Below are 24,756 nucleotides of genomic sequence, written 5' to 3' on the forward strand. Positions count from 1 at the left end.
TTTGTACACGCCTTTTGAATTATTACCGGGAATATGTCGGAGAACGGGAGATGCTGAGGGAGGAGGTCCTTTCGTCAAAATTCAATCTTTCCCAGAACTATATCGGGGAGTTCTTTAAAAAGCAGCCGGGGGAGAGCCGGCAGCAGTTCATTATTTATTATAAGCTGGGCCTGGTGCAGTTACGGGTGTCTTACAGCGACCTTACCATTGGGGAAATCGCCGATGAGCCGGGGTTTACGGATGAAAGCCACCTAAGCCGTTTGTTTAAGAAATATTACGGGGTAACGCCGTTGGCTTACCGGAAAGAGGGGCGAAAAAGCGAGCTTCAAAAAAAAATTCATTGAAATATTTCGATATTTGGAAAATAGTATTACTTTTGTTCTATGGATTTAGCAGTTATAGAAAAAGCAGCAAATGCCATCGCCGACAAGCACCGATTATCTATTTTAATGGAGGTTGTTAAGAAGGGCAAGCTGATTTGTGGTGATGTATGTGAGTTTACGTGTTTATCGCAACCCACTGTATCGCACCATGTGAAGATCCTGGTTGAAAGTGGTGTGCTGAATTCTTCAAAAAATGGCAGAATTGTGGAATTAACGCTCAATAAAGAGATGATGAAGCAATTGTCGATGTTCTTTTTACAATTAAGCTGAGGGACTACCGGGCGGGTTTACCAACGGCTTTTTTTATAGGTTAATACATTGAAATGTTTAAATTAATGAATTGATAGAGAAGATTTTCTCTTTTTTTTGGAGTTATTACATTGATAAACTTAAATAAATCAATAGGATGGAACTATTACAACACAAAACCGCTGTCATCACGGGCGGTAACAGCGGTATAGGATATGCAACAGCAGCAGATTTTTTGGCGAAAGGCGCAAAGGTATTAATCACAGGGCGTAAGCCGGATGCCATACAGCAGGCAGTGGCTACACTTGGAAAGGACGTAGATAGTTTTATTGCGGACCAGGGAAAGATAGAAGACTCAAAAAAATTGGCGGAGTATGTGCGTGACCGTTATGGTAAGATAGATATCCTGTTTGTAAACGCTGGTATTGGTGCATTTGCGAATGTGGCAGATGTAACTGAAGCAGACTTCGACAGGATAATGGACATTAATCTGAAGGGCGCATTTTTTACGGTACAGCACTTACTCCCGTTAATTAACGATGGAGGCACCATTATCCTTTTATCATCTGTAAACGCACATTCCGGTATGCCGGGAGCAGCGGTGTACAGCGCGAGCAAAGCGGGTTTGAACTCACTGGGCCGTACTTTATCTAGAGAATTATCCGGCAGAAAGATCAGGGTGAATATAGTAAATCCCGGACCGGTAGATACACCTATCCTGGAAAAAGCAGGGGTGCCAAAAGAGGCCATTAATGCAGAACACCTGGCACAAAAGTTACCAGTAGGCAGAATTGGTCGTCCTGAGGAAATCGCCAAACTGGTATCCTTCCTGGCGTCAGACGATGCCTCTTTTATCACCGGCGCAGAATACAATGTAGATGGCGGCCTTAGCGTACATCCATTAATCGCCTAATTTCTCAAAACAGATTATTCATGTCATCATTGAAGGATAAAATAGTTGTTATCACAGGAGGTAACAGCGGTATAGGTTTCGCAACAGCCACATCTTTTTTAGCAAAGGGAGCAAAGGTATTGATAACAGGTCGTAATCCTGATGCAGTACGGGATGCCGTACATGCACTCGGGCACCCTGCAGAAGGTTTTAAGGCAGATCAGTCGGATTTGAATGATGCGAAGCGGTTAGCGGAATATATACAGGGACGTTTTGGAAAAATTGATGCCTTGTTTATAAATGCGGGTGTGGCGAAACTGGCACCGTTTGAAACGGTTACAACAGACTTATACGATGAATTAATGAACGTTAATTTCAAAGGCGCCTTTTTCACCATACAGCACTTATTACCGCTCATTAACGATGGAGGTTCTATTACGCTGCTGTCGGCCCTGAATGCTTATTCAGGCACGCCAAATGCAGCCGTAGTATCTGCCAGCAAAGCAGCATTGAATTCATTGGGCAGAACTTTATCGAGAGAGCTGGCCAGCCGGAAAATACGGGTAAACACCGTGAACCCTGGCATCATCGCCACGCCGTTACTGGAAAAGGTAGGTATGCCGGATGTTTTTAAAACACATCTGGGCAATATCACTCCCTTAGGCCGGTTAGGCAAAGCGGAAGATATCGCCAACATGGTCACCTTCCTGGCTTCCGATGAAGCCTCATTTATTACAGGCGGAGAATATAATGTAGACGGTGGACTTATGGTACATCCGTTGATTGGTTGATAAATGATCCTGGGCGTTGCCGTGTGCAGCATTGTGTAAATGCTGCACCAGCAGCAAGGACCTCAAAAAGAATTTCTTTGTTGATTTACAGTTAACGGTTGTTTAGGATGTTAATCCCATTGGTTGCCTGCCGGATGCCGCTTGCTATACAGGTATCTGGCAGCAACTTTTTAAAACATAAAATATAAGTTGTAGGTAAAGCAGCGGCCGGAATAATCATATTCCGGTCCTTTTATTTTATGCACTCATTTTTTTGATCAGTTTCCCCAATGTTTTTAATCCATCATCTACCTGTTTGCTCCAGGCATTACCAAAACTGATACGTAAACAGTTATTGTATTTGTTCTGTAGCGAAAAAATTCTGCCGGGACAGAAGCTGATCTTATGTTTCAGGGCCTGCTGGAACAATTCAAATGTATTGATGGATTCGTCCAGCTCTATCCACAGTACACAACCTCCCTGCGGTCTGGAGATGCGGGTACCTTCCGGAAAATATTCGTTGATCGCCTGAGAGTACCGTAAACATTGGGTATGCAGCATTTTCCGCAAATTGCGCAGGTGAAATTCGTAGCGGCCAATTTCCAGGAAATGTCCTACCGCCGCCTGTGGCAGCGAAGCACATGCAATGGAGTGATTTTGTTTCATCAGCAATACCTTTTCCTTGTATTTTCCAGGCATCGTCCATCCTACGCGATAGCCCGGCGCCAGTGATTTGGAAAAAGAATTGCAGAGTAATACATGCCCGTATTTATCAAATGTTTTGCAGTTGGCAGGACGTTGTTTGGAGAAATAAAGGTCTCCGTATATATCATCTTCTATCAGGGCAATATCGTATTTCACCATCATGTCTACCAGCACCTTTTTATTTTTGTCTGGCATACAGGAACCCAGCGGGTTGTTGTAGTTGGTTACAAAAAGGCAGGCTTTGATTTTATGACGGGGAATGGCTTTGTCGAGGTACTCGAGGTCTACTCCATAAATAGGGTGAGTAGGCACTTCCAGCACTCTCAGCCCCAGGCTTTCCGCCAGCTGCATGGAGCCGTAATAAGCGGGACTTTCGATCGCAATGGTATCGCCGGGTTGTGTAACGGCCGTGAGGCACAAAGTGAGTGCATCCATACAACCGCTGGTTGTTACCACATCATCTGCTGTAAAAGCGCCGCCCCAGGCTAATGACATCCGCGCAATTTGGCCGCGTAACAGCGCATTGCCCTGCAACTCTTCATAGCCGATCCCGTTATTGGGCAGGTTGCGGAGTGCATGTACCACGGCTTTCGCCATTTTAGCGGCAGGCAGCAGCTCTGGCGGTGGAGTAGCCACAGAAAAATTCAGGATGTTGGGGTTTCTGTGGTGACTGAATACTTCCATCACCATATCACTCACCGTTGCTTCACTGGCTTTTTTTACCGGTGCGCAGGTATTGGGCATAGCGGGCATGCGCCGGGAGGCGAATCGGATATAATAGCCGGACTTAGGTCTGGATTCAATGAGGCCCTTTGATTCCAGGTGATAATATGCCTGGAAAGCGGTGGTTAAACTGATCCCCTGCTGCTTGCTGAGCATGCGCACAGAAGGTAGTTTTTCCCCTATTTTCATCACATCTTTTTCTATGAGCTGTTCTATGTTATCAGCTACCTGCAGGTACAGGTGATCGGCGGTTTTTATCATGGCAATGCAAATCTGATCTGGTCAAAAGTACAAATTTGGCATCTGTTTTTATTTTATTTTTTTTCGGGAGAAGTCATTTTAGCTGTTTGCCAATAAGGCGACCGAGTGTCTGAACTGCCCATTCCTGGTCATCATTCCAGGGGTTGGAATTAGTAAGCCGGATACAGTTATGATACCGGTCCTGGCTGGAAAACAGGGAGCCGGGTGTGAAGGTAATGCCTTGTGACACCGCTGCTTCATGGAGCTGCCAGGTATTGACTTTAGGGGGTAGCACGACCCATAAACTGATGCCTCCGTTGGGGCGGGTCAGTTGTGTCTCTCCCGGAAAATATTCCTGTATGGCCTTCGTGATCTGCATGGTTTGCATGTTGAGTGCCTGTCGCAGTGATTTAAGATGAAGATCCAGTCGTTGCTGATCCAGGAATTTTGTCAGCACCAGTTGTGGTAACAAGCCTGTGCTGGCGGAGGTCATGAATTTAAGTTGCGCAATTTTTTCATGGTAGCGTCCTCCAATCACCCAGCCAATGCGCAAACCGGCAGCAATGGATTTGGACCAGGAAGAACAATACAGCACCAGTCCTTCTTCATCATACGATTTAACTGTTCTGGGCCGTTCCGGCGCAAAATGCAGATCTCCATATACATCGTCTTCTATTAAGGGTACCTGGTATTGCTGTAATAGTTTTGCCAGTTGTTCTTTATTGTTATCAGGCATACAGCTGCCCAGGGGATTATTGTAGTTGGTGACGAACAGGCAGGCCTGTACTTTCTTTTGTTTAAAGGCATCTTCGAGTTTATCCAGGCTAACGCCGGTCACCGGGTCGGTAGGTATTTCCAGTGCTTTCATACCCAGGCTTTCAATGCCCAGCAGCAGGCCGAAAAAGGTAGGTGATTCTATGGCAATGGTATCGCCAGCTTTGGCCACTGCACGCAAGCAGAGTACTGCTGCTTCAATAGCGCCATTGGTGACGATGATTTCATTAGGAGATACTGCACGTCCCCAGTTGAGACAGTGTCTGGCTATGTGGCGCCGGAAAGGCTCGTGGCCGGTGATATCACCATAAGGGATATACGAAGTATCGAGCTCGCGGGCACAGAGCTGGAGCGCTTTCTTTAGCTTCACAGAAGGCAGCAGGGAGGTATCCGGGGAGGCGCCTATCAATGAAATGGTTTTCTGCGACTGGCTTGTTTTCCGGAACATGGCCAGCTTTTCGTTGATCTGTACTTTGCCCGCCTTGGGCAGCGGATCTGATACCGGTGGTAGTTTTGGCCGGATATTATGTGCATAATGAACAAAGTATCCTGATTTTTCTCTTGCTTCCACCCAGCCCTTTTTTTCCAGGTGGGTGTATACCTGTAACGCAGTACTGATGCTGATACCGTGTTCCTGGTGTAACGACCGCACAGAAGGAAGCTTGTCACCTACGGTATATACGCCGCCGCTGATCATTTGCTGAATTTTTTCCGCCAGTTTCAGGTATATAAACCCGTTATTCTTTTTCATCTCCCTAAAGGTAATCTGTTATGCTTTAATATTCATAATTCTGTATCTGTTTTGGTGGTGTTTTTTGCTGTTATTTTGTATCCACAAATCACTATCATGACAGTTGTTAAACGGATCGCTTATACATTGGCTCAACTTTGCCGGGAGTGGAAATTTCCGGAGGCGCAGGCCACTCTTTTTCATGAGGATGCGGTAAACATAGAACCCGACGGCCGTATTACCACAGGACTGCCAGCTATCATGGCTAAAGAACAGCTGTTCCTGGACAATATCCTGGAGCGGCATCTGCTGGAAATATCGGAGCCCATAGTAGCAGACGACTATTTTGCGCTGCAGCTGCTGATGGATGTTACCATCGTCAACATCGGCCGGCGAACGAGAAACGAACTATGTGTGTATCATGTAAAAGATGGTAAGATCATCCGCGAACAATTTTTCTATTAAAACATTCACTTAATAAACACCTACTATTATGGAAGCAAGAATGGACATTTACAAGCTCGTACCGGGAGCGTTGAAAGCCTTATTGGGGTTACAGGATTTTATTAATTCTATTGGTCTCGATAAGACGTTATCTGAACTCATAAAAATCCGTGCCTCCCAGATCAACGGTTGTGCTTTTTGTTTGAACATGCACACCAAAGATGCCCGCAAAATGGGGGAAACCGAGCAACGCATTTATGGGTTGAATGCCTGGCATGAAGCGCCTTACTATACCGACAAAGAACGTGCAGCGCTGGCCCTCACTGAATCGGTAACACTGGTGAGCACCACCCATGTACCGGATGATGTATACAATGCTGCGCTGGCAGTATTTACACCGGAAGAAGTAGCACAAATTACACTCGCCATTGTGATGATCAATGCGTGGAACCGGATCGCCATTACATCGAGGGCTCAGCCGATAGGATAATTGCGGGCAAGACAAAAAACAGCAAGAAATCGCAGTTGTCTCCGATTTGCATTGCTTAATTTTGTGTATGGCTTTGCAGAAAATATTAATTCCCATTCGTGAGGCGCAGCACTTTTCTTTTGAGGAGTGTCTGCGCTTCCTGGGAAGATCAGACAGGGAATGTTTACACTATATCCGTAATGGAAAAGTGCAGCGGATGCTGTTATCAGAAGGGGAACCAGTGGTGGTGGAAATTGCACCCGGCCGGAAACCCGATCACCTGGAAGTGACGGTACTGGCGCCATTGGGAGTAGCTGTAGCAGAAGAACCCATTAAGAAATTTATTACGCACTGGTTGCACCTGGATGCCAGCCTGCAATCTTTTTACGATTATACGGAAACAGACCCGCTGTTAAAGGGATTGGCGCAGGAATACCATGGCCTGCGGCTGATAGGGATGCCCGATCTGTTTGAAGCTATCAGCTGGCCTATCATAGGTCAACAGATCAACCTCGCTTTTGCTTATACACTCCGTCAACGTTTTATTACCAACTTTGGTTATCATGCCGTGGTAAACGATACTGATTTTTATTTATATCCGCATCCGGCGGTGATAGCGGCTTTGGCGCCTGAGGAATTGGCGCCGATGCAGTTTTCCCGTAGCAAGGCATTGTACCTGGTAGAAACGGCTAAGCAAATGGCAAATGGTTACCTGACCGAAGCGGTGCTGGATGCCATGAGTTATGAGGCCGCATTGGAAAGGCTGGTAGCCATCAAAGGAATTGGGAATTGGTCGGCCAATTATGCGCTGATGAAATACCGTCGTTTCCCACAATCTGTGCTGTTGGAAGATGTTGGTTTGCAGAATGCTATAAAAAATAGATTAGATTTGGAAAGCAAACCTTCCATGACTGCATTACAGGAATACACCCGGCCATGGAAGGAGCATGCGGCATATGCCACTTTTTATTTGTGGAGGTCTTTATTACCCCAATAGATTATTAGCATGGAAGAAGGAGTATATCATCTACGTATAGACACCCCCGTTGGTCCGCTATTAATCAGCGGAACTGCTCAATTTATTAATGCGGTATCTTTCACGGAGGAGCCGGCGGTTGATTTTCCGCAGGCACCTGCATTATTGCTCGATTGTGCACAGCAGCTGTATGAATACTTTGCTGGCGACCGTAAAGTATTTGACCTCCCGCTTTCACAGGAAGGCACCGAATTTCAGCAGTCTGTGTGGCAACAGCTGTTAGCTATTCCATTCGGACAAACGATTTCTTATCAGCAGCTGGCCCGCCGGATTCATAATCCTAAAAGTATTCGTGCGGTAGGTACCACCAATGGAAAAAACAGGCTGGCTATCATTGTGCCCTGTCACCGGGTGATAGGCGCCAATGGCACGCTGACCGGCTATGCCGGCGGTATCTGGCGTAAACGCTGGCTGATAGAACATGAAAGAGTAGACTTGTTCACCGGGTTGCTCTAGTCGTACTGTTTTTTCCACGTCAGAAAAATGTCCCCAATCTGATATCCTCAAAATTTACAAAACTGCATCTGTTTTAACACCAATAATTGTCTCAATTTTGACCCTGAATTACAATCGATAACATATCAACATCGTGTAACCATGGATTTGAAATTGCAGGACGATCTGAAACATACAGATCAGCTATTACAGTTAACCAAAGACTTTAGCAGTAGGTTTTTATCCTCTATAGATAAGCTGGCAGCTGATAAACAGGTAGAGATTAATTGTGAGGTGTCGATTCCTGATGCGGGAATCGGTGGGGGCGCTGCATTGGAAATGTTCCGGCAACGGTATGGTCATGGTATTACCGCTGCTGCGGGGCCACGTTACTGGGGCTTTGTAACAGGAGGAGTAACGCCTGCTTCCCTGATGGGGGATTGGCTGACTTCTGCTATGGATTTGAATTCATCAGATAAAAGTTCAGTTGCTTTTTACATAGAAACGGAAACCATTGCTTTATTAAAAGAATTGTTTGGATTGCCGGATGAGTTCCTGGGCTGCTTTGTTACCGGCGCCACTATGTCCAACTTTACTGGACTTGCTGTGGGCCGGCAGTGGCTGGGACAACAGCTGGGGGTGGATATTGCAGCTGATGGTATGGCGGCATTATCCGGATTGAAAGTATTGTCCGGTACCCCGCATTCCAGTATCAGCAAGGCCATGTCTATGCTGGGATTGGGACGGAATAACCTGGTACGTATAGCCGTGCCCGAGTCTCGCGAATGTGTGGACATACCGGCATTAAAAAAGTATTTGCAGGAGAACAAGGGCCCTTTTATTTATGTAGCCAATGCCGGCACGGTGAATACGGTAGATTTTGACGACATCGCCGAGTTGGTGAAGCTGCGTGATGAGTATGGCTTCTGGTTGCATGTGGATGCTGCTTTTGGTGGCTTTGCCGCTTGCAGTGATCAATGGAAACATTTGTTGAATGGATGGGAGCAGGCAGACAGTATCACCATTGATGCACATAAGTGGTTGAATGTTCCCTACGATGCTGCGATGATTTTTTGCCGGCATCCGCAATTGCAAACGATGGTATTTCAGAATGCCGGTGCTGCCTATCTCGGTGACCCGGCGGCACAATTCAACTTCATTAACCACATTCCTGAAAACTCGCGGCGGCAGCGCGCCTTACCGGCATGGTTTTCATTGATGGCCTACGGCAAAGAAGGCTACCGCTGGATGGTAGAAAATAATATTACGCTGGCCAGACAGCTGGGGACTTTGCTCAGCGATGATCCGAATTTTGTGCTACTGGCGCCGGTAAGACTCTGTGTAGTTTGTTTTACCCTGAATGTAGCCGCAGCAGAAGAAGCAGCGGCAGTGGAAGAGTACCTGGAGATCCTGAATGCATCCGGGGTAGTGTGTATGACGGCTACGGTATACGATGGGCGGCAAGCCATACGCGCTGCGCTGGTAAACTGGAGAACCAGCGGGAAAGATGTAACCATGGTGTATGACGCCATGAAAGTGCTCGCAGAAAAAATAGTGAATAAATATACTTATGCGTAAACAAAATAAAAATGCTTACATCGCGCTTGCCATTGTAAGTATTTTCTGGGGAACCACTTATCTGGCTTCCAGTGTAGGGGTGAGGCACATGCATGGCGTGATGCTGGCAGGCATAAGACAGGGAGCAGCCGGATTTTTAATTACAGGCTTCTTTTTACTGAAGGGATATAAGTTACCGGAGAAGATGGTGTTGTCGAAGTTGTTTATCATAGGCACGCTGATGCTTTGTGGCGGTAATGGTTTACTCACCTGGGCCATGAAATATATTCCCAGCGGATTAGGGGCGATCATTGCAGCCACCATTCCTATCTGGATCACCATTGCCAGCTATTTCCTGGTGCAGCGTACGCGGCTCAGCTTACAGCTGATCATTGGAATGATCCTTGGCTTTGGCGGCGTGGCGGGCATCTTTTATAATTATCTGTCCAGCCTGATGAATCCGGATTTCCAGTTTGGTATCCTCATCGCCTTTGGGTCCTGTATATTCTGGGCACTGGGCTCCGTACTTACTGCCAAATGGGCGCTGGGCGTAAATTACCTGTATGGTGCCGGCTTCCAGATGTTTTTTAGCGGCATCATTATGTTGATAGTAGCTACTTTCTTCCTGGGACAACATATAGAAGTAAGTACGTTCACGACAGAGCTGTGGGAAAGCCTGCTGTACCTGGTATTGGTAGGATCCGTATTTTCCTATTCTGCCTATGTATTTGCGCTGAACAATCTGCCGCCGGCGCAGGTATCCATCTATGCTTACATCAATCCCGTGGTAGCGGTGTTGCTGGGCTGGTTGATTTTACATGAGCAACTTACGTGGCTGACAGGGATCTGTTCATTGATCACCATCGGCGGCGTATACCTGGTAAATAATGCCATCAATAAGAATAAGAAAAGTCTTGCCATGACTACAAAATAGTAATAGCTATATTTTTTAAGGTAGAAGTTAATAGTCAGATGTTCACCCCGGTTTTCACCGGACAGAGCATCTTTTCTTTTGTTGGGGAAATGAGTTAAATTGAGCAGGCATTCAATAAAATATTATCTTATGGAAGTTATTCAGGCAACGGAGTTACATACCAATGAAGTGGCGGTATTGTTTGAGGCTTACCGCAGTTATTACGATCAGGCCCCGGATTTCAAGGGAGCACTCGCTTTTATTACCGAAAGAATTGAAAAAAAAGACAGCGAAATATTCGTGGTGCTGGAAGGAGATGAAATTGTCGGCTTCACACAACTGTACCCGATATTTACTTCTTTGGGTATGAAAAGAGGTTGGTTATTGAATGATTTATATGTGCTGGAAGAACATCGTGGTAAAGGTGCCGGCAAAGCCCTGATAGATGCTGCTACCGCACACGGCAAAAAAACGGGCGCCGCCTGGCTGATGTTGCAGACCTATATTGCCAACACAATTGCACAGGCACTTTATGAAAAAGAAGGGTTCATAAAGGATACAAATTCTTATTACTATTATAAGTCACTCTAAAGGAATTACGAATTAGAAATTACGAATGACAGATTTGTGGATAGACAACAGCAGATGATTAACATTTGGCTATCTACCCACAAATCTGTTATTCGTAATTCTTAATTCGTAATTTTATTCTATATGGACACAACGAAGAACCCCTGGACCATTCATTCCAGGGAAACGAGATACGATAATAACTGGATCAGCGTATGGCATCATGAAGGACTGAATCCTGTGGGTGGTGCCGGCATTTATGGCGTGGTACATTTTAAAAACCAGGCCATAGGGGTGGTAGCACTGGATGAGGAGATGAATATTTACCTGGTAGGGCAGTATCGTTTCCCATTGCAGCGGTTTAGCTGGGAAATCCCGGAAGGCGGCGGCCCATTGGGAGAAGATCCGCTGGACAGTGCCAAAAGGGAATTGCTGGAAGAAACCGGGCTGGTGGCCACACATTGGGAAGTCATTACGAGAATGGACCTGTCCAACTCCGTTTCTGACGAAGAGGGAGTGGTATTTCTGGCCAGAGGGCTGGAGCAGCGGGAGGCGGAACCGGAAGATACGGAGCAGTTATTTGTTAAAAAAGTGCCTTTTGAAGAAGCCTATCGTATGGTAAAAGATTTTGAAATCACTGATTCCTTATCGGTAGCGGCTATACAAAAAGTGAAGCTCATGGGCTATGAAGGCTTATTAAACAAATAAACGCGTTACCTTTGCAGCACATGGAAAGGAAATTTAACGCTTTCAAGGGTGAAAGAAGAGAAGGGCAAAGCGGCCCTAAAAAATATGCAACGCAGCGGCCAAAGCAATCTACCATGATTATTGGCCGGCAGCCGATGCTGGAGGCTTTGAGCTCCGGCAAGTCCATTGAGCGCATTTTTATGCTGCGCACTGCCACGGGCGAAATCATCCCGCAAATACGGGAAATGGCCCTGGCGAATAATATTCCGGTCAACTATGTACCGGTAGAAAAGCTCAACGGGCTTACCCAGGCCAACCACCAGGGAGTGGTAGGCATTGCGGGGAATGTTACCTACCTGGATTTACAGGATGTAATATCTCATGTGATAGACCAGGGAGAAACACCCCTGTTCCTGATCCTGGATGGTATTACAGATGTACGTAATATAGGCGCCATTGCCCGCAGCGCGGTGTGTTGCGGCGCGCAGGCCATCATTATCCCCGATAAAGGTATTGCCGCACTGAATGAAGAAGCCGTAAAATCCTCCGCAGGCGCCCTGGAAAAGATTTCCGTTTGCCGCGTTAACAGCCTGAATAAAGCCATTGATACCCTGCACCTCAACGGTATTAAAGTACTGGCGAGTGAAATGGAAACCGACATCAAATTGTACGACTGCGATCTGAAAGAGCCGGTAGCCATTATTATGGGATCGGAAGATAAAGGCGTATACCCTGCACTGATTAAAGCTTCCGATGTACTGTTTCGTATACCCATGGCCGGTAACTTCGAATCATTTAACGTATCGGTGGCCGCAGGAATTATTCTTTACGAAGCACTGAAACAAAGAACAGTAAATATATAAGGACTATGCGGATTTATTTCTTACTCAGTATTACCCTGGGTAAGAAATAACCCGCGTACTTCCGCAAATGGTTTGTTATGCTAAAATTAATTGAATGCCCGCGTGATGCGATGCAGGGATGGCACCGGATGATCAGCACTGATGAGAAGGTGAAGTACCTGGATGCTTTGTTAAAAGTTGGTTTTGATACGATTGATTTTGGAAGTTTTGTATCTCCCAAAGCCATTCCGCAAATGGCCGATACGAAAGACGTATTACCCCGGCTGCAGTTATCCGGCACTAAAAGCAAGTTGCTGGCAATTGTAGCAAATATGCGCGGCGCGGAAGAAGCCGTGGTATTTGATGAAATCAATTACCTGGGTTTTCCTTTCTCGATTTCAGAAACATTTCAGTTAAGAAATACGAATAAAACCATTGCAGAGTCACTGGAACAGGTACACTCCATGCAGGAACTCTGTATTAAAAACAGGAAAGAACTGGTAGTATACATTTCTATGGGGTTCGGTAATCCTTACGGAGATCCGTACAGCCATGAAATTGTATTGCAATGGGTAGAAGAAATGGTGAAGATGGAAATAGGCATTATCTCCCTCGCTGATACAGTAGGAGTAGCAGAACCAGCCACCATTACCGGTTTGTTTAAACACCTGATTCCCGCTTATCCGGATGTGGAATTCGGCGCACATTTTCACGCAGCGCCCTACAACTGGGAAGAAAAAGTACGGGCAGCCTACGAACAGGGTTGCAAGCGCTTTGATAGCTCCATTAAAGGTATTGGCGGTTGTCCGATGGCGAAAGATGAACTGGTAGGTAACCTGGCCACTGAAAACCTGATTGCTTTCTGTCATCAGCGGAAAGAGCCGCTCACCCTGGATATGACAGCATTACGCGGTGCACAGCGAGTGGCAGATGCCGTTTTTAAAGATTAACTGTAATACATGCAATTTCATTTGAGTTTTCCGGTAGCTCCACTCTCCACTGCTATTCAATATAAGCAGGAGTTGTTGCTGATGGGTTCCTGTTTTGCGGAAGAAATAGGCGAAAAGTTGCAGGAACACCGGTTTAACACCCTCATTAATCCACATGGCATTTTATATAATCCACTGAGTATTACCGGGGCATTGACCAGTTACCTGGATGGGAAAGTATATACCCGGGAAGACTTATTTCAACATAACGATTCCTGGAACAGCTGGGATCATCATAGCCGTTTTTCTGGCCTTACGCCCGAAGCTGCCCTTGAGAATATCAACCGTATGCAGGCAGCAGCGGTGCAGTCTATCGATCAGGCCGACTGGCTGATACTAACGCTGGGATCTGCACATGCATATGTGTTAAAAGAAAACAGCCGCCTGGTGGGTAACTGCCATAAAGTGCCGGCCGGAAATTTTTACAAACGCCTGCTGACGGTAGATGAAGTAGTGACGGCGCTGGACAACGTGATGCACCGTTTATTTTTCCGTAATAAGAAAATTAATATACTCTTCACCGTTAGCCCGGTGCGATATATCCGGGATGGGGTAGTGGAAAATAACCTCAGCAAAGCGGTATTACTGCAGGCAGTGCACCATCTTGTTAATAAATTTAACCGCCTCTTTTATTTCCCGGCCTATGAGCTGGTGATAGATGATTTACGCGATTATCGTTTTTATAAAGAAGACCTGGTACATCCGAATGAACTGGCCATCAATTATGTATGGGAACAGGTGATTAAAGCCTGTATCAGCGAAGGTAGTCAGGGGTTGCTGCACCAGATCGCAGACATCAACCGTGCCGCGCATCACCGGCCCTTTAACCGGGAAAGCAGTCAGCACCAACAGTTTTTACATACCTACGCCGCAAGGGTGAAACAGTTGATGGCGGAGCATCCGGAGCTGAAGCTCGACGACTTGCTGGCACATTTTAAATAGCAGATAACGTATAAAAGAGAGAGGCGGTATCCATTATGGGTACCGCCTCTCTCTTTTTATGTGTTGCTTTCAGCTTACAGCGGAATACCTCTTTTATCTTTCAGATAAATAATACCTACAATAAAGCAGATTACTGCGATGCTGATCGGATAGATCAGTCCTGCCAGGTGGTTACCGGTTTGGGTGACCAGAATGGTGGAAATGGTGGGCAACAAGCCACCAAATACACCATTACCAATATGGTAGGGGAGTGACATCGAAGTATACCGGATGCGTGTAGGAAACAGTTCTACCAGGAAAGCCGCGATAGGTGCGTATACCATGGTTACAAAAAGTACCTGTATAAAGATAAGTAACACCAGGTAGGTGATGTTAAGCCGGCTTACGGTCAGTTCTTTTTTATCGCCGGTTTCTTTCAGGGTGCTGCCATCGGTGTAGCTGTGTACACGGGTGGTTTTGCTGACCATTTGCCCTGCCTCGTTTTTAGCGAAGTTGCTTTCAATTTTAAACAGATCTGTCTGTTCCTGTTTCAGTTTAATATTGCCGATGTTATCCATCACCTGGTAGATCGGGTAGTAGGCCAGTGCCGCCAGCAGCATGCCGGTGAGCATGATCTTTTTACGTCCGATGCGATCAGACAGGGAGCCGAAGTAAATGAAGAACGGTGTACCCAGGAGGAGTGCAATGGCAATGATAATATTGGATTGCACAAATTCTATGTTCATGGTTTTCTGCAGAAAGGAGAGCGCATAGAACTGACCGGTGTACCATACCACACCCTGTCCCATGGCGGCGCCAAACAATGCAATCAGCACGAGTTTCAGGTTTTCTTTATTGGCAAAGCTTTCTTTAATGGGATTGGTGGATGTTTTCCCTTCTTTCTTCATTTGTGCAAAGAGGGGCGATTCGTGCAGGCGTATCCGTATGTAATACGACATGATCACCAACAGCACAGAGAGCAGGAAAGGAATACGCCAGCCGTAGTTGTTGAAATCTTCCGGCGTCATGAGCATGCGGGTAAGCAGGATCACACCCAGAGACACAAAAAGTCCGAGCGTAGCGGTTGTTTGTATAAAGCTGGTATAATAGCCACGGCGGTTGTCTGGCGAGTGTTCCGCCACATAGGTAGCTGCGCCGCCGTATTCACCACCGAGGGCAAGGCCCTGGGCCAACCGGAGTATCAGTACTAATATGGGGGCCAGTATACCAATGGTATGATAGCTGGGAATAAGGCCAATAGCGAAAGTGGATCCGCCCATAATGAGGAGTGTGAGGAGGAACGTGTATTTACGTCCTACCATATCTCCCAGGCGGCCAAATACAATGGCGCCAAAAGGGCGTACAATAAATCCTACTGCAAAAGTGGCCAATGTAGCAATGTAGGCGAGTTGTGGGTTGCTGGGAGGAAAGAACTTTTCCGCAATGATGGCGGATAAACTGCCAAAGATGTAGAAATCGTACCATTCAATGAGCGTGCCTGCCGACGAGGCCATGATTACCTGCCAGATGTTTTGCGAGGGGAGCGAGTTTTTCATAAATGTAGCGTTATAGCTGTTAGCTTTAAGCTGTTAGCTTTTAGACTGCGTTTTGTTTTTAATTGTAAGATTTTGGCTTTCGGCACTGAGCCTTGGCGCATTAATAATAACGTGTTTTTAGCTGTTCGCTTGTAGCCGGTAGGGTTTAGCCCAACGGATGCAACCCGCTTTTTTGCGTTCTGCTTTCCGCCTTCCGCTTTTAAGGGGAATAAGATAGCAAATATTTACAATGAGAACAAATGTCTGTCTAAAAATCTCCGGAGCGCCTAATCCTTTAATGTAGATAAAGCCTTATCTTTAATAAGGGCCAATTATTTAAAATGAAGCAGGGACTATCCGTATACATCAGCAGGATTATAGGTTTATTGTTGTTAGCTACTATCATTTGCCACTATACAGTGGAGGCTCAGCAAACCATCAGTAACAGACCAAAAATAGGCGTGACACTCAGCGGTGGCGGTGCACGCGGATTGGCGCATATTGGTATCCTGGAAGCTATTGATAGTGCAGGACTCAAAGTAGACCTGGTTACCGGCACCAGTATGGGCAGCATTGTAGGTGGCCTGTATGCCATGGGGTATTCGGGTAAACAAATTGAAACCGCTGCCCGCAAACTCAACTGGAATAGTTTGTTTTCCAACCAGCCGGTGCTCACCGACATCTCCTACGAAGAAAAAAGAGAGTACAACAAATACATCATTGAAATTCCTTTCGAATACGGCAAGCCCAAACTGGCTTCCGGCGTTATTTCCGGAGAAGCGTTGTGGCTGGAGCTGGCCAATCTCTGCTGGCCGGTAAAGGATGTGAAAAACTTCCAGGACTTTAATATCCCTTTCAAATGTATTGCCACTGATGTGGCCACCGGCGAAATTGTAACGCTCGACAGCGGGGAGATTGTGACCAGTCTCCGCGCCAGTATGGCCATTCCATCTGTTTTTACTGCTGTAAAAATCGGTGATCGTAAACTGGTAGACGGTGGTGTAGTGCGTAACTTCCCTGTGATCACGGCCAAAGATATGGGGGCCGACATTGTGATTGGCGCCAATGTGAGTGGTGGCCTACGCAAGGCAGATCAACTGTTGACGCCTTTCGATATTCTTTACCAGCTTGGTTTTTATAAGGATGCAGACGACTTTAAAAAAGCGATCAAACATTGTGATATTTATATACCGATGAACAAGGAGCTGGAAAACTATTCTGCTGCGAGTTTCGGAAGTGTGGATTCAATTATTGAAGCCGGACGGAGCAAGGGCAGGGAGTTGTATCCTGTTTTTAAACACCTGGCCGATTCACTGAACGCATTGTATCCGGAGGGACCATTTGTGGTTAACCGATTACCATTTCCTACAGACATAGAACTTAGCAGCATACACGTAAGTGGGCTGGTGCATTCTGATCAGAAATTTTTTTTACAACGATTACACCTGAAGCCCAATGGATGCTATACACCTGCACAGTTGAGAAATGCTATCCTGAAGGTTTATGGTACCCGATTTTATAAACTGATTACCTACAACCTGGTGCCGGAAGGATATGGTAAAAGCAGGATGGATATTACGGTGGAAGAAAATCCGCTCACCTATGTGAAGGTGGCGCTGAACTATAACACTTTCACCGGCGCCAATGCGATTGTGAATTTGACGCAACGGAATTTCATTGTTCCCAATTCCCGTTCGTTTGTAACGGTGGCCATCAGCGAAAATCCCCGCCTGGAAGCTGAATACTTCAAGTACCTGGGACGCAGCCGTAATTTTGGATTTGGGTTAAGTACCTATTATGAAAATAATGGACTTACTTTTTATGACGATGATTTCAACAGGCTGCAGCCCTATCGGAGCAAATATGCCAATGCGAATATGGATATGCAGTACACGATTAGCCGGAATATGTCTATTGGTGCGGGTACGCGCTGGGAGTACATCAAATTCAAACCGCAGTTTTCCAATTTTCAGGATGTACGCGGCAGTACCAATCAGCTGAATACTTATTTATCTTACGGCATTAATTCCCTGAATCAGAAAATATATCCTACCAAGGGGTTGTTGCTGGATTTTGAGGCCGGATTAATTTACAACCAGCATTCAGGTATTAAAGTAAGTTTTGGTGGAGTAGAGCAGAACCTGGATAGTTTAGGTGTTCGTTTCAATAACTATCAGCGGTTTATTCTGAACATGAAGTATTATATCCCGATAGGGCGCAAATCGGCTCTGGAGCTGGATGGTAATGTTGGTTATAATCTGCATTATAATGAGTCGGTGGTGAATGGTTATGTAGTGGGTGGTATGAGTAACGTGGCGCGCAACCAGGTGCCTTTCGTGGGGTTGTACGAAGGAGAGGTGATCACTCCGAAAATAGGAGCAGTACAGGTGGCGTGGCAATATGAATTTATCCGGAATTTATTTGCAATACCACGAATAGGCGCTGCGATTTACGATGGTGAATTAACTGGAGGAAACCGTTACAAATACCTCAGCGGTTATGGGCTGGGAGCGGGTTACAGCAGCCGTTTAGGTCCTATTGAAGCCACTGTGATGTATAGCGATCAGTCGGGACAACTTAAGTTCTATGTAAATATGGGGTTCAACTTTTAGCTGTTAGCCGTTAGCTTTTAGCTGTTAGAAAATGCAGCGGAGATTAACACATAATGATCTTTGCTGCATTTTCTAACAGCTAAAAGCTAACAGCTAATAGCTGTCTCAATGCATTCTGTCTCCGCGTACGTCAATATTTTGTAGTATTTCTGCTTCCATCTTCAGCCATTCCTGCCAGCGGTTCCTGACTTTATCTTCCGGAAAATATTCGTTGGCGAGATCAATAAACAGTCGATAGTGACCTGCTTCTGAGATCATGAATTTGCGATAGAATTCGCGCATGTATTCATCTTCCAAACCTTCACTCAACAGGCGAAAGCGTTCGCAACTGCGGGCTTCAATTAATGCGAATATGAGGAGTGCGTCGAGGAAGCTGTCATCTGCATGGCCACCTTTTACGCGGTTATCCATCAGGGCGTTTACGTATTCATCTTTTCGTTGCCGGCCGAGTGACAAGCCTCGTTTTTTCATTTCAGCAAGTACTTGCCGGAAGTGGCCCCATTCTTCTGTAACAATGGGTGCCAGTTCTTCCACCATTCTTGTTCTTTCCGGGTTGCGCTGAATCAGCGAAATGGCAGAAGATGCCGCCTTTTGCTCGCAATAGGCGTGGTCCGTGAGAATGTCCTGCAATGAAATAGCTGCCAGGTTAACCCATCGGGGGTCAGTAGGCAATTTTAGTCCGAGTATTGATACTTTGCTCATTTGAAAATAACAGTTAGCTGGTAGCTTTTTTGCGAAGATAACGGCAAAGTTTAAATTGTGCATCGCTAAAGACAGATCTATGATGCAGGACAGTACCTCTTTTTTAACGCGGTTGTTGGATGAACGCAGGGAGCAGCAGGCTTTCCGGGAATTACGTTTGCCGGGAGATAAAGTGGATTTTTGTTCCAACGACTACCTGGGACTCGCCAGGAATGCGGAAGTACGTGCCTATATTCATACCCTCATGGAAGAAAGGCATCCTGCCCATGGCAGCGCCGGATCCAGGTTGCTGGCGGGTAATTATGAGTGGGTAATGTCTGTAGAAAAAGATCTGGCCAACTTTCACCAGGCAGATGCAGGGCTGATATATAATTCCGGCTATGATGCCAATCTCGGTGTATTTTCCTGTCTGGGCCGGAAAGGGGATACCATCATCTACGATCAGCTGATACATGCTTCTATCCGCGATGGGGTGCGGTTATCCGCGGCGCAGTCTTTTTCTTTTCTGCACAGCGATATCACTGACCTGGAGAAAAAACTGAAGAATGCGACCGGGAATATATTTGTTGCCGTAGAATCAGTGTATTCTATGGATGGAGACCTGGCGCCGCTGGCAGCCATTGCAGCACTTTGCGGGCAATATGGCGCACATCTGATAGTAGATGAGGCCCATGCTACCGGCATCATCGGAAACAGGGGAGAAGGGCTGGTACAGCAGCTGGAGTTGACCGGGGCCTGTTTTGCACGCATACATACTTTCGGAAAAGCAGTCGGTTGTCATGGTGCCGTGGTACTTGGATCGGAGACATTACGCGACTACCTGATCAACTTCTCCCGATCCTTTATATATACAACAGCACTCCCGCCGGCGGCACTGGCAGCTATAGAGGCCGGTTATGCCGCATTCCCCTATATGCAGGCAGAAAGAGAGAAATTATCGGCACTGATCCGGCAATTCCAGACCGGCCTGCATCATGTTGAATTACTGGCGGGAAACACACCTATACAGGCCGTGCTTACGAGAGGTAATGACCATACCCGGAAAATAGCCGGCGCGTTGCAGTCGGCAGGGCTGGATGTGCGGCCTATACTGCATCCTACGGTACCTAAAGGATCTGAGCGGCTGCGTATTGTACTGCATAGTTTTAATACCGCAACAGAAGTAGACCGGCTGATAAAAGTATTGCAGGCATAAGCGGTTTTGAATCAAATTTGATGTATTTTACATATTACATCCGATACGTAATATGAGAATCATTCCCGCAATTGTTACCGCCGCCATTACCTTATCACTTTCTTACGCTTTCAGCCATAAGCTGGGACAAATACCACCACTGGGAAACCTGTTAAGTCCGCAGACGGGCTTCTGGCAGAATGCAGAGCCGATAGGTGAATTTCCTAAGGAGAAACTGGTATTGCCAGGATTAAGCGGCAAAACGGAAGTATGGTATGATGATCGTATGGTGCCGCATATTTTCGCGGAAAATGAAGCAGATGCATATTACGTGCAGGGATATGTAACCGCCCGTGACAGGCTATGGCAAATGGAATTACAGACCTATGCCGCCGCTGGCCGTTTATCTGAAATACTGGGACCTAAACTGGTGCAGTATGACCGCAGACAACGCCGCCTGGGAATGGTGTATGCTGCAGAAGGCACCGTTAAACAAATGATGGCCGACCCGGATACTAAAACAGCCGTAACTGCGTATGCCGCGGGAATCAACGCCTACATCGCCACGCTTACGCCTGCCACCTACCCGGTAGAATATAAGATCCTGGACTATAAGCCAGAGCATTGGGATGTGATCAAATCCGCGCTGTTGCTGAAATACATGGCGCATGACCTGGCAGGATTCTGTGATGACCTGGAATATACCAATGCACGTCGCCTGTTTTCTATGGCCGACTTCAACCTGCTCTACCCGGACTTTCATGACGCCACCGACCCGATCATACCCAAAGGCACCGCCTTTGCCGCTGCTTCTGCAAAGGCCACTGCGCCGCCAGACAGCATAGTGGCTGCAGATGCTGCTTTCATGAAATTTAAAATGGATAAGCCTGACCCGGCCAACGGCAGTAATAACTGGGCCGTAGCCGGCAGCAAAACCCGCTCAGGCGCTCCCATCCTCTGCAGTGATCCGCACCTGGGATTATCACTGCCCTCTCTCTGGTATGAAGTACAGATACATACACCTGCTATGAATGTGTATGGGGCCTCACTCCCCGGCGCTCCCGGCGTCATCATTGGTTTTAACGACCACATTGCCTGGGGTGTTACCAACGGAGAAGAAGATGTAAAAGATTTCTACCGTATGCAGTTCCGCAACGGCATCTCAGAATATTTGTACAATGGTAGCTATCGCAAGGCCGATCTGCGTGTGGAAGACATCAAAGTAAGAGGCGGTGCTACCATACATGATACCGTTGCCTACACCGTTTTTGGCCCGGTACTCTTTGACAACACTTTCCCCGATAAAACGGTGGGGCAAACGTTTCTGGCCATGCGCTGGAAAGCACTGGACCCTTCTAATGAACTGGCTGCCTTTAACAGGCTAAATAAGGCCCGTAATTACGAGGATTACCTGGCTGCCCTCACTACCTATACCTGCCCGGCCCAGAACTTCGTATTTGCCGATAAAGCCGGCGATATCGCTATCTGGCATAACGGACAATATCCACTCCGTTGGAAAAATCAGGGTAAATGGATCATGCCCGGCACAGACAGCACCTACGCCTGGCAGGGATTTATTCCGCATGAAGAACTACCGCATATCAAGAATCCGGCACGGGGCTTTGTCAGCTCCGCCAATCAACGGCCTACAGACAGCACTTATCCTTATGCGCTATACGGTGAATACGATCTTTACCGCGGTGCCCGCATCAACGAAAGACTGGCAGCCATGAACGCCATTACTGCCGTTGATATGCAGCAACTGCAGAATGATGATAAGAACCTGTTTGCCGCCGCAGCAATGCCTATGATCAGGCAACATATTGATACCGCATCGCTGACCACCACGCAACAGCCCTACTGGCAACTGCTTTCTTCCTGGGACTTTATGGCTACGCCAGATAGTAAAGCTGCCACCATCTTCAATCAGCTGTGGAGTCACCTGGAAGATACGATCTGGCAAGATGAGCTCCGTCCAAAGGACACGACCATTCTTACTTATCCGCAATCCATCACCACCCTGCAACTTTTGCTACACGATACTGCCTTTCATTTTATTGATAACATCAATACACCACAAAAGGAAACTTTGTCGCAGTTGCTGCAAGGCGTATTTACCACTACTGTAAAAGAAATGTCAGAGCTTAACAAAGCAGGCAGACTGGAACTGGGCAAAGCGCGTGGCACAGATATTAATCACCTTTCCCGTGGTATTCCTGCATTCAGTGCATTGCACCTGAATACCGGCGGCGGGCAACATATTGTCAATGCTACAAAGCAAACGCATGGCCCTTCCTGGCGTATGATCGTACAGCTTTCTGATAAAACAGAAGCGATCGGTATTTACCCCGGTGGACAGAGCGGAAATCCGGGTAGTCCGTTTTATGATAACAGCGTAAATGACTGGGCAGTGGGTAAGTATTACCAGCTGCATGTTTTCAATAAGGAAGAAAAAGATGACGCTGTAATCCGCTACAAGCTTGTGTTTACAGGGAAGTGATAAAAATAGTTTCAACAAAATTTGGCTGGAATTAAATAATTCCTATCTTTGCACTCCGTTACAGAAAACGGGGTATACGATTCCCTAGCTCAGTTGGTAGAGCAATACACTTTTAATGTATGGGTCTTGGGTTCGAGTCCCAAGGGGATCACTGGAAAGTTTCAAAGCCTGCGCTTAGCGTAGGCTTTTTGTTTGGGTCTATTTGCTAGTATATTAAAGTGTGATTAAGCTGTTTTTGCTTACTTAGTTTGATGATTTTTTTTATTATTTGATGATTTTTTCCTGCATTTGATTTACTCAACAAACTTGTTATTCCCCCATCTTTCCTCAGCAATTTTATTATATTTGAATATTACATTACATTCATTTTAGCCCTCAATGAAGATATTAATAGACACTAACATTTATCTTGATTTTTACCGGTCGAATAAAGAAGGGATAATCCTGTTAACTGAATTGATTGCTCAAGACGAGGTCATTATTTTGACAGATCAAATTATCCAAGAATTTGAAAGAAGTAGAGAGAAAGTAATTCGAGCTGTGCTAAAGAGTTTTGAACAAGAATCAAAGCTCGAGAATTTTTCAAGTTCATTATTAAATGATATGGAGGAATTTAAAGAACTGATTGAAATTCAAAAGTCTTATAGAGCGAAGAAGGATGAAGTTAATAGATTAATTACGGAAATATTGAAAGACCCAACAAAAGATAAGATAGCAGTTTTTTTTAAAGAACTAGTGAATAAATCCATAGCAAAGGATAAGGTATTATACACGGATGATGAAATAATTAAGAACGCTCATACTAGAAAATTGATCGGTAATCCTCCTACCACGCTTGATAAATATTCAATTGGCGATGAGATAAATTGGGAGATCATACTTAAAAACCTTAATGAAGATATTATTATTGTTGGTAGAGACAATACTTTTAATGACAACTTTAGTTTTCTGAAGAAAGATTTTCACAAACGGACGGGGCGTGAACTTAAAGGAGTAACTGAAAAGATAACTGATGCATTGAAAGCAGTAGGTATTAGGCCTACTGACGAATTAGAGGCAGCCGAGGAGAAATTAATTGAATCCATAGGAAATTCACATTACAGTGAGTTTTGGAAGCAATCAATTAAAAGTGAAGATCCTAATTAGTTAATTTATTATTGGGATACAATAAAGATGGCCTGATAACATTGTATATTTTATTTTCGATATCAATTTTGAGAAATGGGAAAATTTGTAATTACGATTAGTAGAAACGGTGAGTATCGATTCAAACTGGTTGCGGATAATGGACAGATAGTCCTGGTTAGTGAAGGGTACTCTTCTAAGGCTGGGTTGTTAAATGGCATTAGTTCAGTAAAATCAAATGCTGTGATAGAAGAAAGGTTTGAAAAAGCGACTTCGTCTAACGGGAAAGCCTATTTTAATTTGAAGGCCTCCAATGGGATGGTAATAGGAACAAGTGAGATGTATGAAAGTCAGTCTGGAAGGGATAACGGTATTGCCGCGGTGAAAAAAAGTGCACCAGGTGCGGATGTTGAAGATAGCACTACCTGATTTTGCTAATTAAGCATAATTAGCTTTTATATAAGATCAATAGCCTGTTCCCAAAACAGGCTATTGATCTTATATAAAGGCGTAAAAAAGTATATTGGTCAAAAGAAAGGTATTTTTATTTCTTGTTTGGAGGAATATAGAATAATCAGACTGGAACGCTGATATCTGTTCTTTAATGTTAACCTTACTTTGTTCAACTGCTTAGAGACTATTACATAAAGTGTGTCAGTAAAAAGTTTTTTAACTTTAAACTGATAAAACAATATGGAAAAGCAAAACTTTGATTTCGAAGCCTTCAAGAAGCAAGCGGCCAGCCGTTTGAAGAACGGAGATACGCTTTTAGGTAAGGA

The 24,756-nt window shown here is 45.7% G+C and carries 24 protein-coding genes and 1 tRNA gene; 21 read left to right on the forward strand and 4 right to left on the reverse strand.

Annotated features, from left to right (window positions below):
• Positions 1-14: 14 nt before the first annotated feature.
• The 4 genes from AC1DCV_RS31550 (at position 15) to AC1DCV_RS31565 (ending at position 2,315) form a co-directional block, all read left to right on the forward strand.
• Positions 15-344, forward strand: coding sequence for a helix-turn-helix domain-containing protein (locus AC1DCV_RS31550; protein ID WP_477026911.1), 330 nt, complete (start codon positions 15-17; stop codon positions 342-344).
• Positions 345-383: 39 nt separating this feature from the next.
• The gene (locus tag AC1DCV_RS31555; RefSeq protein ID WP_134643411.1) at positions 384-653 is read left to right on the forward strand and encodes an ArsR/SmtB family transcription factor; all 270 of its coding nucleotides are present in this window, start codon (positions 384-386) and stop codon (positions 651-653) included.
• Positions 654-789: 136 nt separating this feature from the next.
• Positions 790-1,545, forward strand: a complete 756-nt coding sequence (locus tag AC1DCV_RS31560) for a glucose 1-dehydrogenase (RefSeq protein WP_477026912.1) — start codon at positions 790-792, stop codon at positions 1,543-1,545.
• Positions 1,546-1,565: 20 nt separating this feature from the next.
• Positions 1,566-2,315, forward strand: a complete 750-nt coding sequence (locus tag AC1DCV_RS31565; protein WP_477026913.1) for an SDR family oxidoreductase — start codon at positions 1,566-1,568, stop codon at positions 2,313-2,315.
• 237 nt (positions 2,316-2,552) lie between these two features.
• Here the strand turns inward: AC1DCV_RS31565 and AC1DCV_RS31570 are convergent, their stop codons facing one another.
• Entirely contained in the window at positions 2,553-3,983 is a 1,431-nt protein-coding gene (locus AC1DCV_RS31570) for an aminotransferase-like domain-containing protein (RefSeq protein WP_477026914.1), read from the reverse strand.
• 73 nt (positions 3,984-4,056) lie between these two features.
• Positions 4,057-5,487: an aminotransferase-like domain-containing protein gene (locus AC1DCV_RS31575; RefSeq protein ID WP_477026915.1), complete on the reverse strand. Its 1,431-nt coding sequence runs from the start codon at positions 5,485-5,487 to the stop codon at positions 4,057-4,059.
• 96 nt (positions 5,488-5,583) lie between these two features.
• Here AC1DCV_RS31575 and AC1DCV_RS31580 point away from each other — a divergent pair, with 96 nt between their 5' ends.
• The 11 genes from AC1DCV_RS31580 to AC1DCV_RS31630 all read left to right on the forward strand — a co-directional run bounded on the left by AC1DCV_RS31580 (position 5,584) and on the right by AC1DCV_RS31630 (position 14,350).
• A complete protein-coding gene (locus tag AC1DCV_RS31580) occupies positions 5,584-5,931 on the forward strand; it encodes a SnoaL-like domain-containing protein (protein WP_477026916.1) in 348 nt (115 codons plus the stop codon).
• A 28-nt stretch (positions 5,932-5,959) separates the two neighbouring features.
• The gene (locus tag AC1DCV_RS31585; RefSeq protein WP_477026917.1) at positions 5,960-6,400 is read left to right on the forward strand and encodes a carboxymuconolactone decarboxylase family protein; all 441 of its coding nucleotides are present in this window, start codon (positions 5,960-5,962) and stop codon (positions 6,398-6,400) included.
• 67 nt (positions 6,401-6,467) lie between these two features.
• On the forward strand, positions 6,468-7,376 hold the full coding sequence (locus AC1DCV_RS31590) for a DNA-3-methyladenine glycosylase family protein (protein ID WP_477026918.1): 909 nt from the start codon (positions 6,468-6,470) through the stop codon (positions 7,374-7,376).
• 9 nt (positions 7,377-7,385) lie between these two features.
• Positions 7,386-7,871, forward strand: coding sequence for a methylated-DNA--[protein]-cysteine S-methyltransferase (locus AC1DCV_RS31595; protein ID WP_441575392.1), 486 nt, complete (start codon positions 7,386-7,388; stop codon positions 7,869-7,871).
• Positions 7,872-8,012: 141 nt separating this feature from the next.
• Positions 8,013-9,428, forward strand: coding sequence for a pyridoxal phosphate-dependent decarboxylase family protein (locus AC1DCV_RS31600; RefSeq protein ID WP_477026919.1), 1,416 nt, complete (start codon positions 8,013-8,015; stop codon positions 9,426-9,428).
• Positions 9,421-10,341, forward strand: coding sequence for an EamA family transporter (locus AC1DCV_RS31605; protein ID WP_477026920.1), 921 nt, complete (start codon positions 9,421-9,423; stop codon positions 10,339-10,341). The genes AC1DCV_RS31600 and AC1DCV_RS31605 overlap by 8 nt, the downstream gene beginning before the upstream one ends.
• Positions 10,342-10,470: 129 nt before the next feature.
• A complete protein-coding gene (locus AC1DCV_RS31610) occupies positions 10,471-10,911 on the forward strand; it encodes a GNAT family N-acetyltransferase (protein WP_477026921.1) in 441 nt (146 codons plus the stop codon).
• A 123-nt stretch (positions 10,912-11,034) separates the two neighbouring features.
• Positions 11,035-11,598: an NUDIX domain-containing protein gene (locus AC1DCV_RS31615; protein ID WP_477026922.1), complete on the forward strand. Its 564-nt coding sequence runs from the start codon at positions 11,035-11,037 to the stop codon at positions 11,596-11,598.
• 20 nt (positions 11,599-11,618) lie between these two features.
• A complete protein-coding gene (rlmB, locus tag AC1DCV_RS31620) occupies positions 11,619-12,440 on the forward strand; it encodes a 23S rRNA (guanosine(2251)-2'-O)-methyltransferase RlmB (protein WP_477026923.1) in 822 nt (273 codons plus the stop codon).
• Positions 12,441-12,517: 77 nt separating this feature from the next.
• Positions 12,518-13,369, forward strand: coding sequence for a hydroxymethylglutaryl-CoA lyase (locus AC1DCV_RS31625; protein ID WP_477026924.1), 852 nt, complete (start codon positions 12,518-12,520; stop codon positions 13,367-13,369).
• Positions 13,370-13,378: 9 nt separating this feature from the next.
• On the forward strand, positions 13,379-14,350 hold the full coding sequence (locus tag AC1DCV_RS31630) for a GSCFA domain-containing protein (RefSeq protein ID WP_477026925.1): 972 nt from the start codon (positions 13,379-13,381) through the stop codon (positions 14,348-14,350).
• Between the two features lie 74 nt (positions 14,351-14,424).
• Here the strand turns inward: AC1DCV_RS31630 and AC1DCV_RS31635 are convergent, their stop codons facing one another.
• A complete protein-coding gene (locus AC1DCV_RS31635) occupies positions 14,425-15,885 on the reverse strand; it encodes an MFS transporter (RefSeq protein WP_477026926.1) in 1,461 nt (486 codons plus the stop codon).
• 320 nt (positions 15,886-16,205) lie between these two features.
• Between AC1DCV_RS31635 and AC1DCV_RS31640 the strand changes: the two genes are divergently transcribed.
• Positions 16,206-18,476, forward strand: a complete 2,271-nt coding sequence (locus AC1DCV_RS31640) for a patatin-like phospholipase family protein (RefSeq protein ID WP_477026927.1) — start codon at positions 16,206-16,208, stop codon at positions 18,474-18,476.
• A gap of 105 nt (positions 18,477-18,581) precedes the next feature.
• Here AC1DCV_RS31640 and AC1DCV_RS31645 read toward each other — a convergent pair whose 3' ends face one another.
• Positions 18,582-19,178 (reverse strand): MiaE family protein, encoded by a 597-nt coding sequence (locus tag AC1DCV_RS31645; protein WP_134643393.1) that lies wholly within the window; start codon positions 19,176-19,178, stop codon positions 18,582-18,584.
• Positions 19,179-19,257: 79 nt separating this feature from the next.
• Here AC1DCV_RS31645 and AC1DCV_RS31650 point away from each other — a divergent pair, with 79 nt between their 5' ends.
• The 5 genes from AC1DCV_RS31650 to AC1DCV_RS31670 all read left to right on the forward strand — a co-directional run bounded on the left by AC1DCV_RS31650 (position 19,258) and on the right by AC1DCV_RS31670 (position 24,406).
• Positions 19,258-20,373 carry an aminotransferase class I/II-fold pyridoxal phosphate-dependent enzyme gene (locus tag AC1DCV_RS31650; protein ID WP_477026928.1) on the forward strand — a complete coding sequence of 372 codons (1,116 nt, stop codon included), beginning with the start codon at positions 19,258-19,260 and terminating at the stop codon, positions 20,371-20,373.
• 52 nt (positions 20,374-20,425) lie between these two features.
• Positions 20,426-22,852, forward strand: coding sequence for a penicillin acylase family protein (locus AC1DCV_RS31655; protein WP_477026929.1), 2,427 nt, complete (start codon positions 20,426-20,428; stop codon positions 22,850-22,852).
• Between the two features lie 78 nt (positions 22,853-22,930).
• Positions 22,931-23,003 (forward strand) — tRNA-Lys (locus AC1DCV_RS31660).
• A gap of 227 nt (positions 23,004-23,230) precedes the next feature.
• Entirely contained in the window at positions 23,231-23,998 is a 768-nt protein-coding gene (locus AC1DCV_RS31665) for a PIN domain-containing protein (protein WP_477026930.1), read from the forward strand.
• 75 nt (positions 23,999-24,073) lie between these two features.
• Complete coding sequence (locus AC1DCV_RS31670; RefSeq protein ID WP_477026931.1) at positions 24,074-24,406, forward strand: YegP family protein; 333 nt, start codon at positions 24,074-24,076, stop codon at positions 24,404-24,406.
• The last annotated feature ends 350 nt before the right edge of the window (positions 24,407-24,756 follow it).

Source organism: Chitinophaga sp. 10T418, from assembly GCF_056394125.1.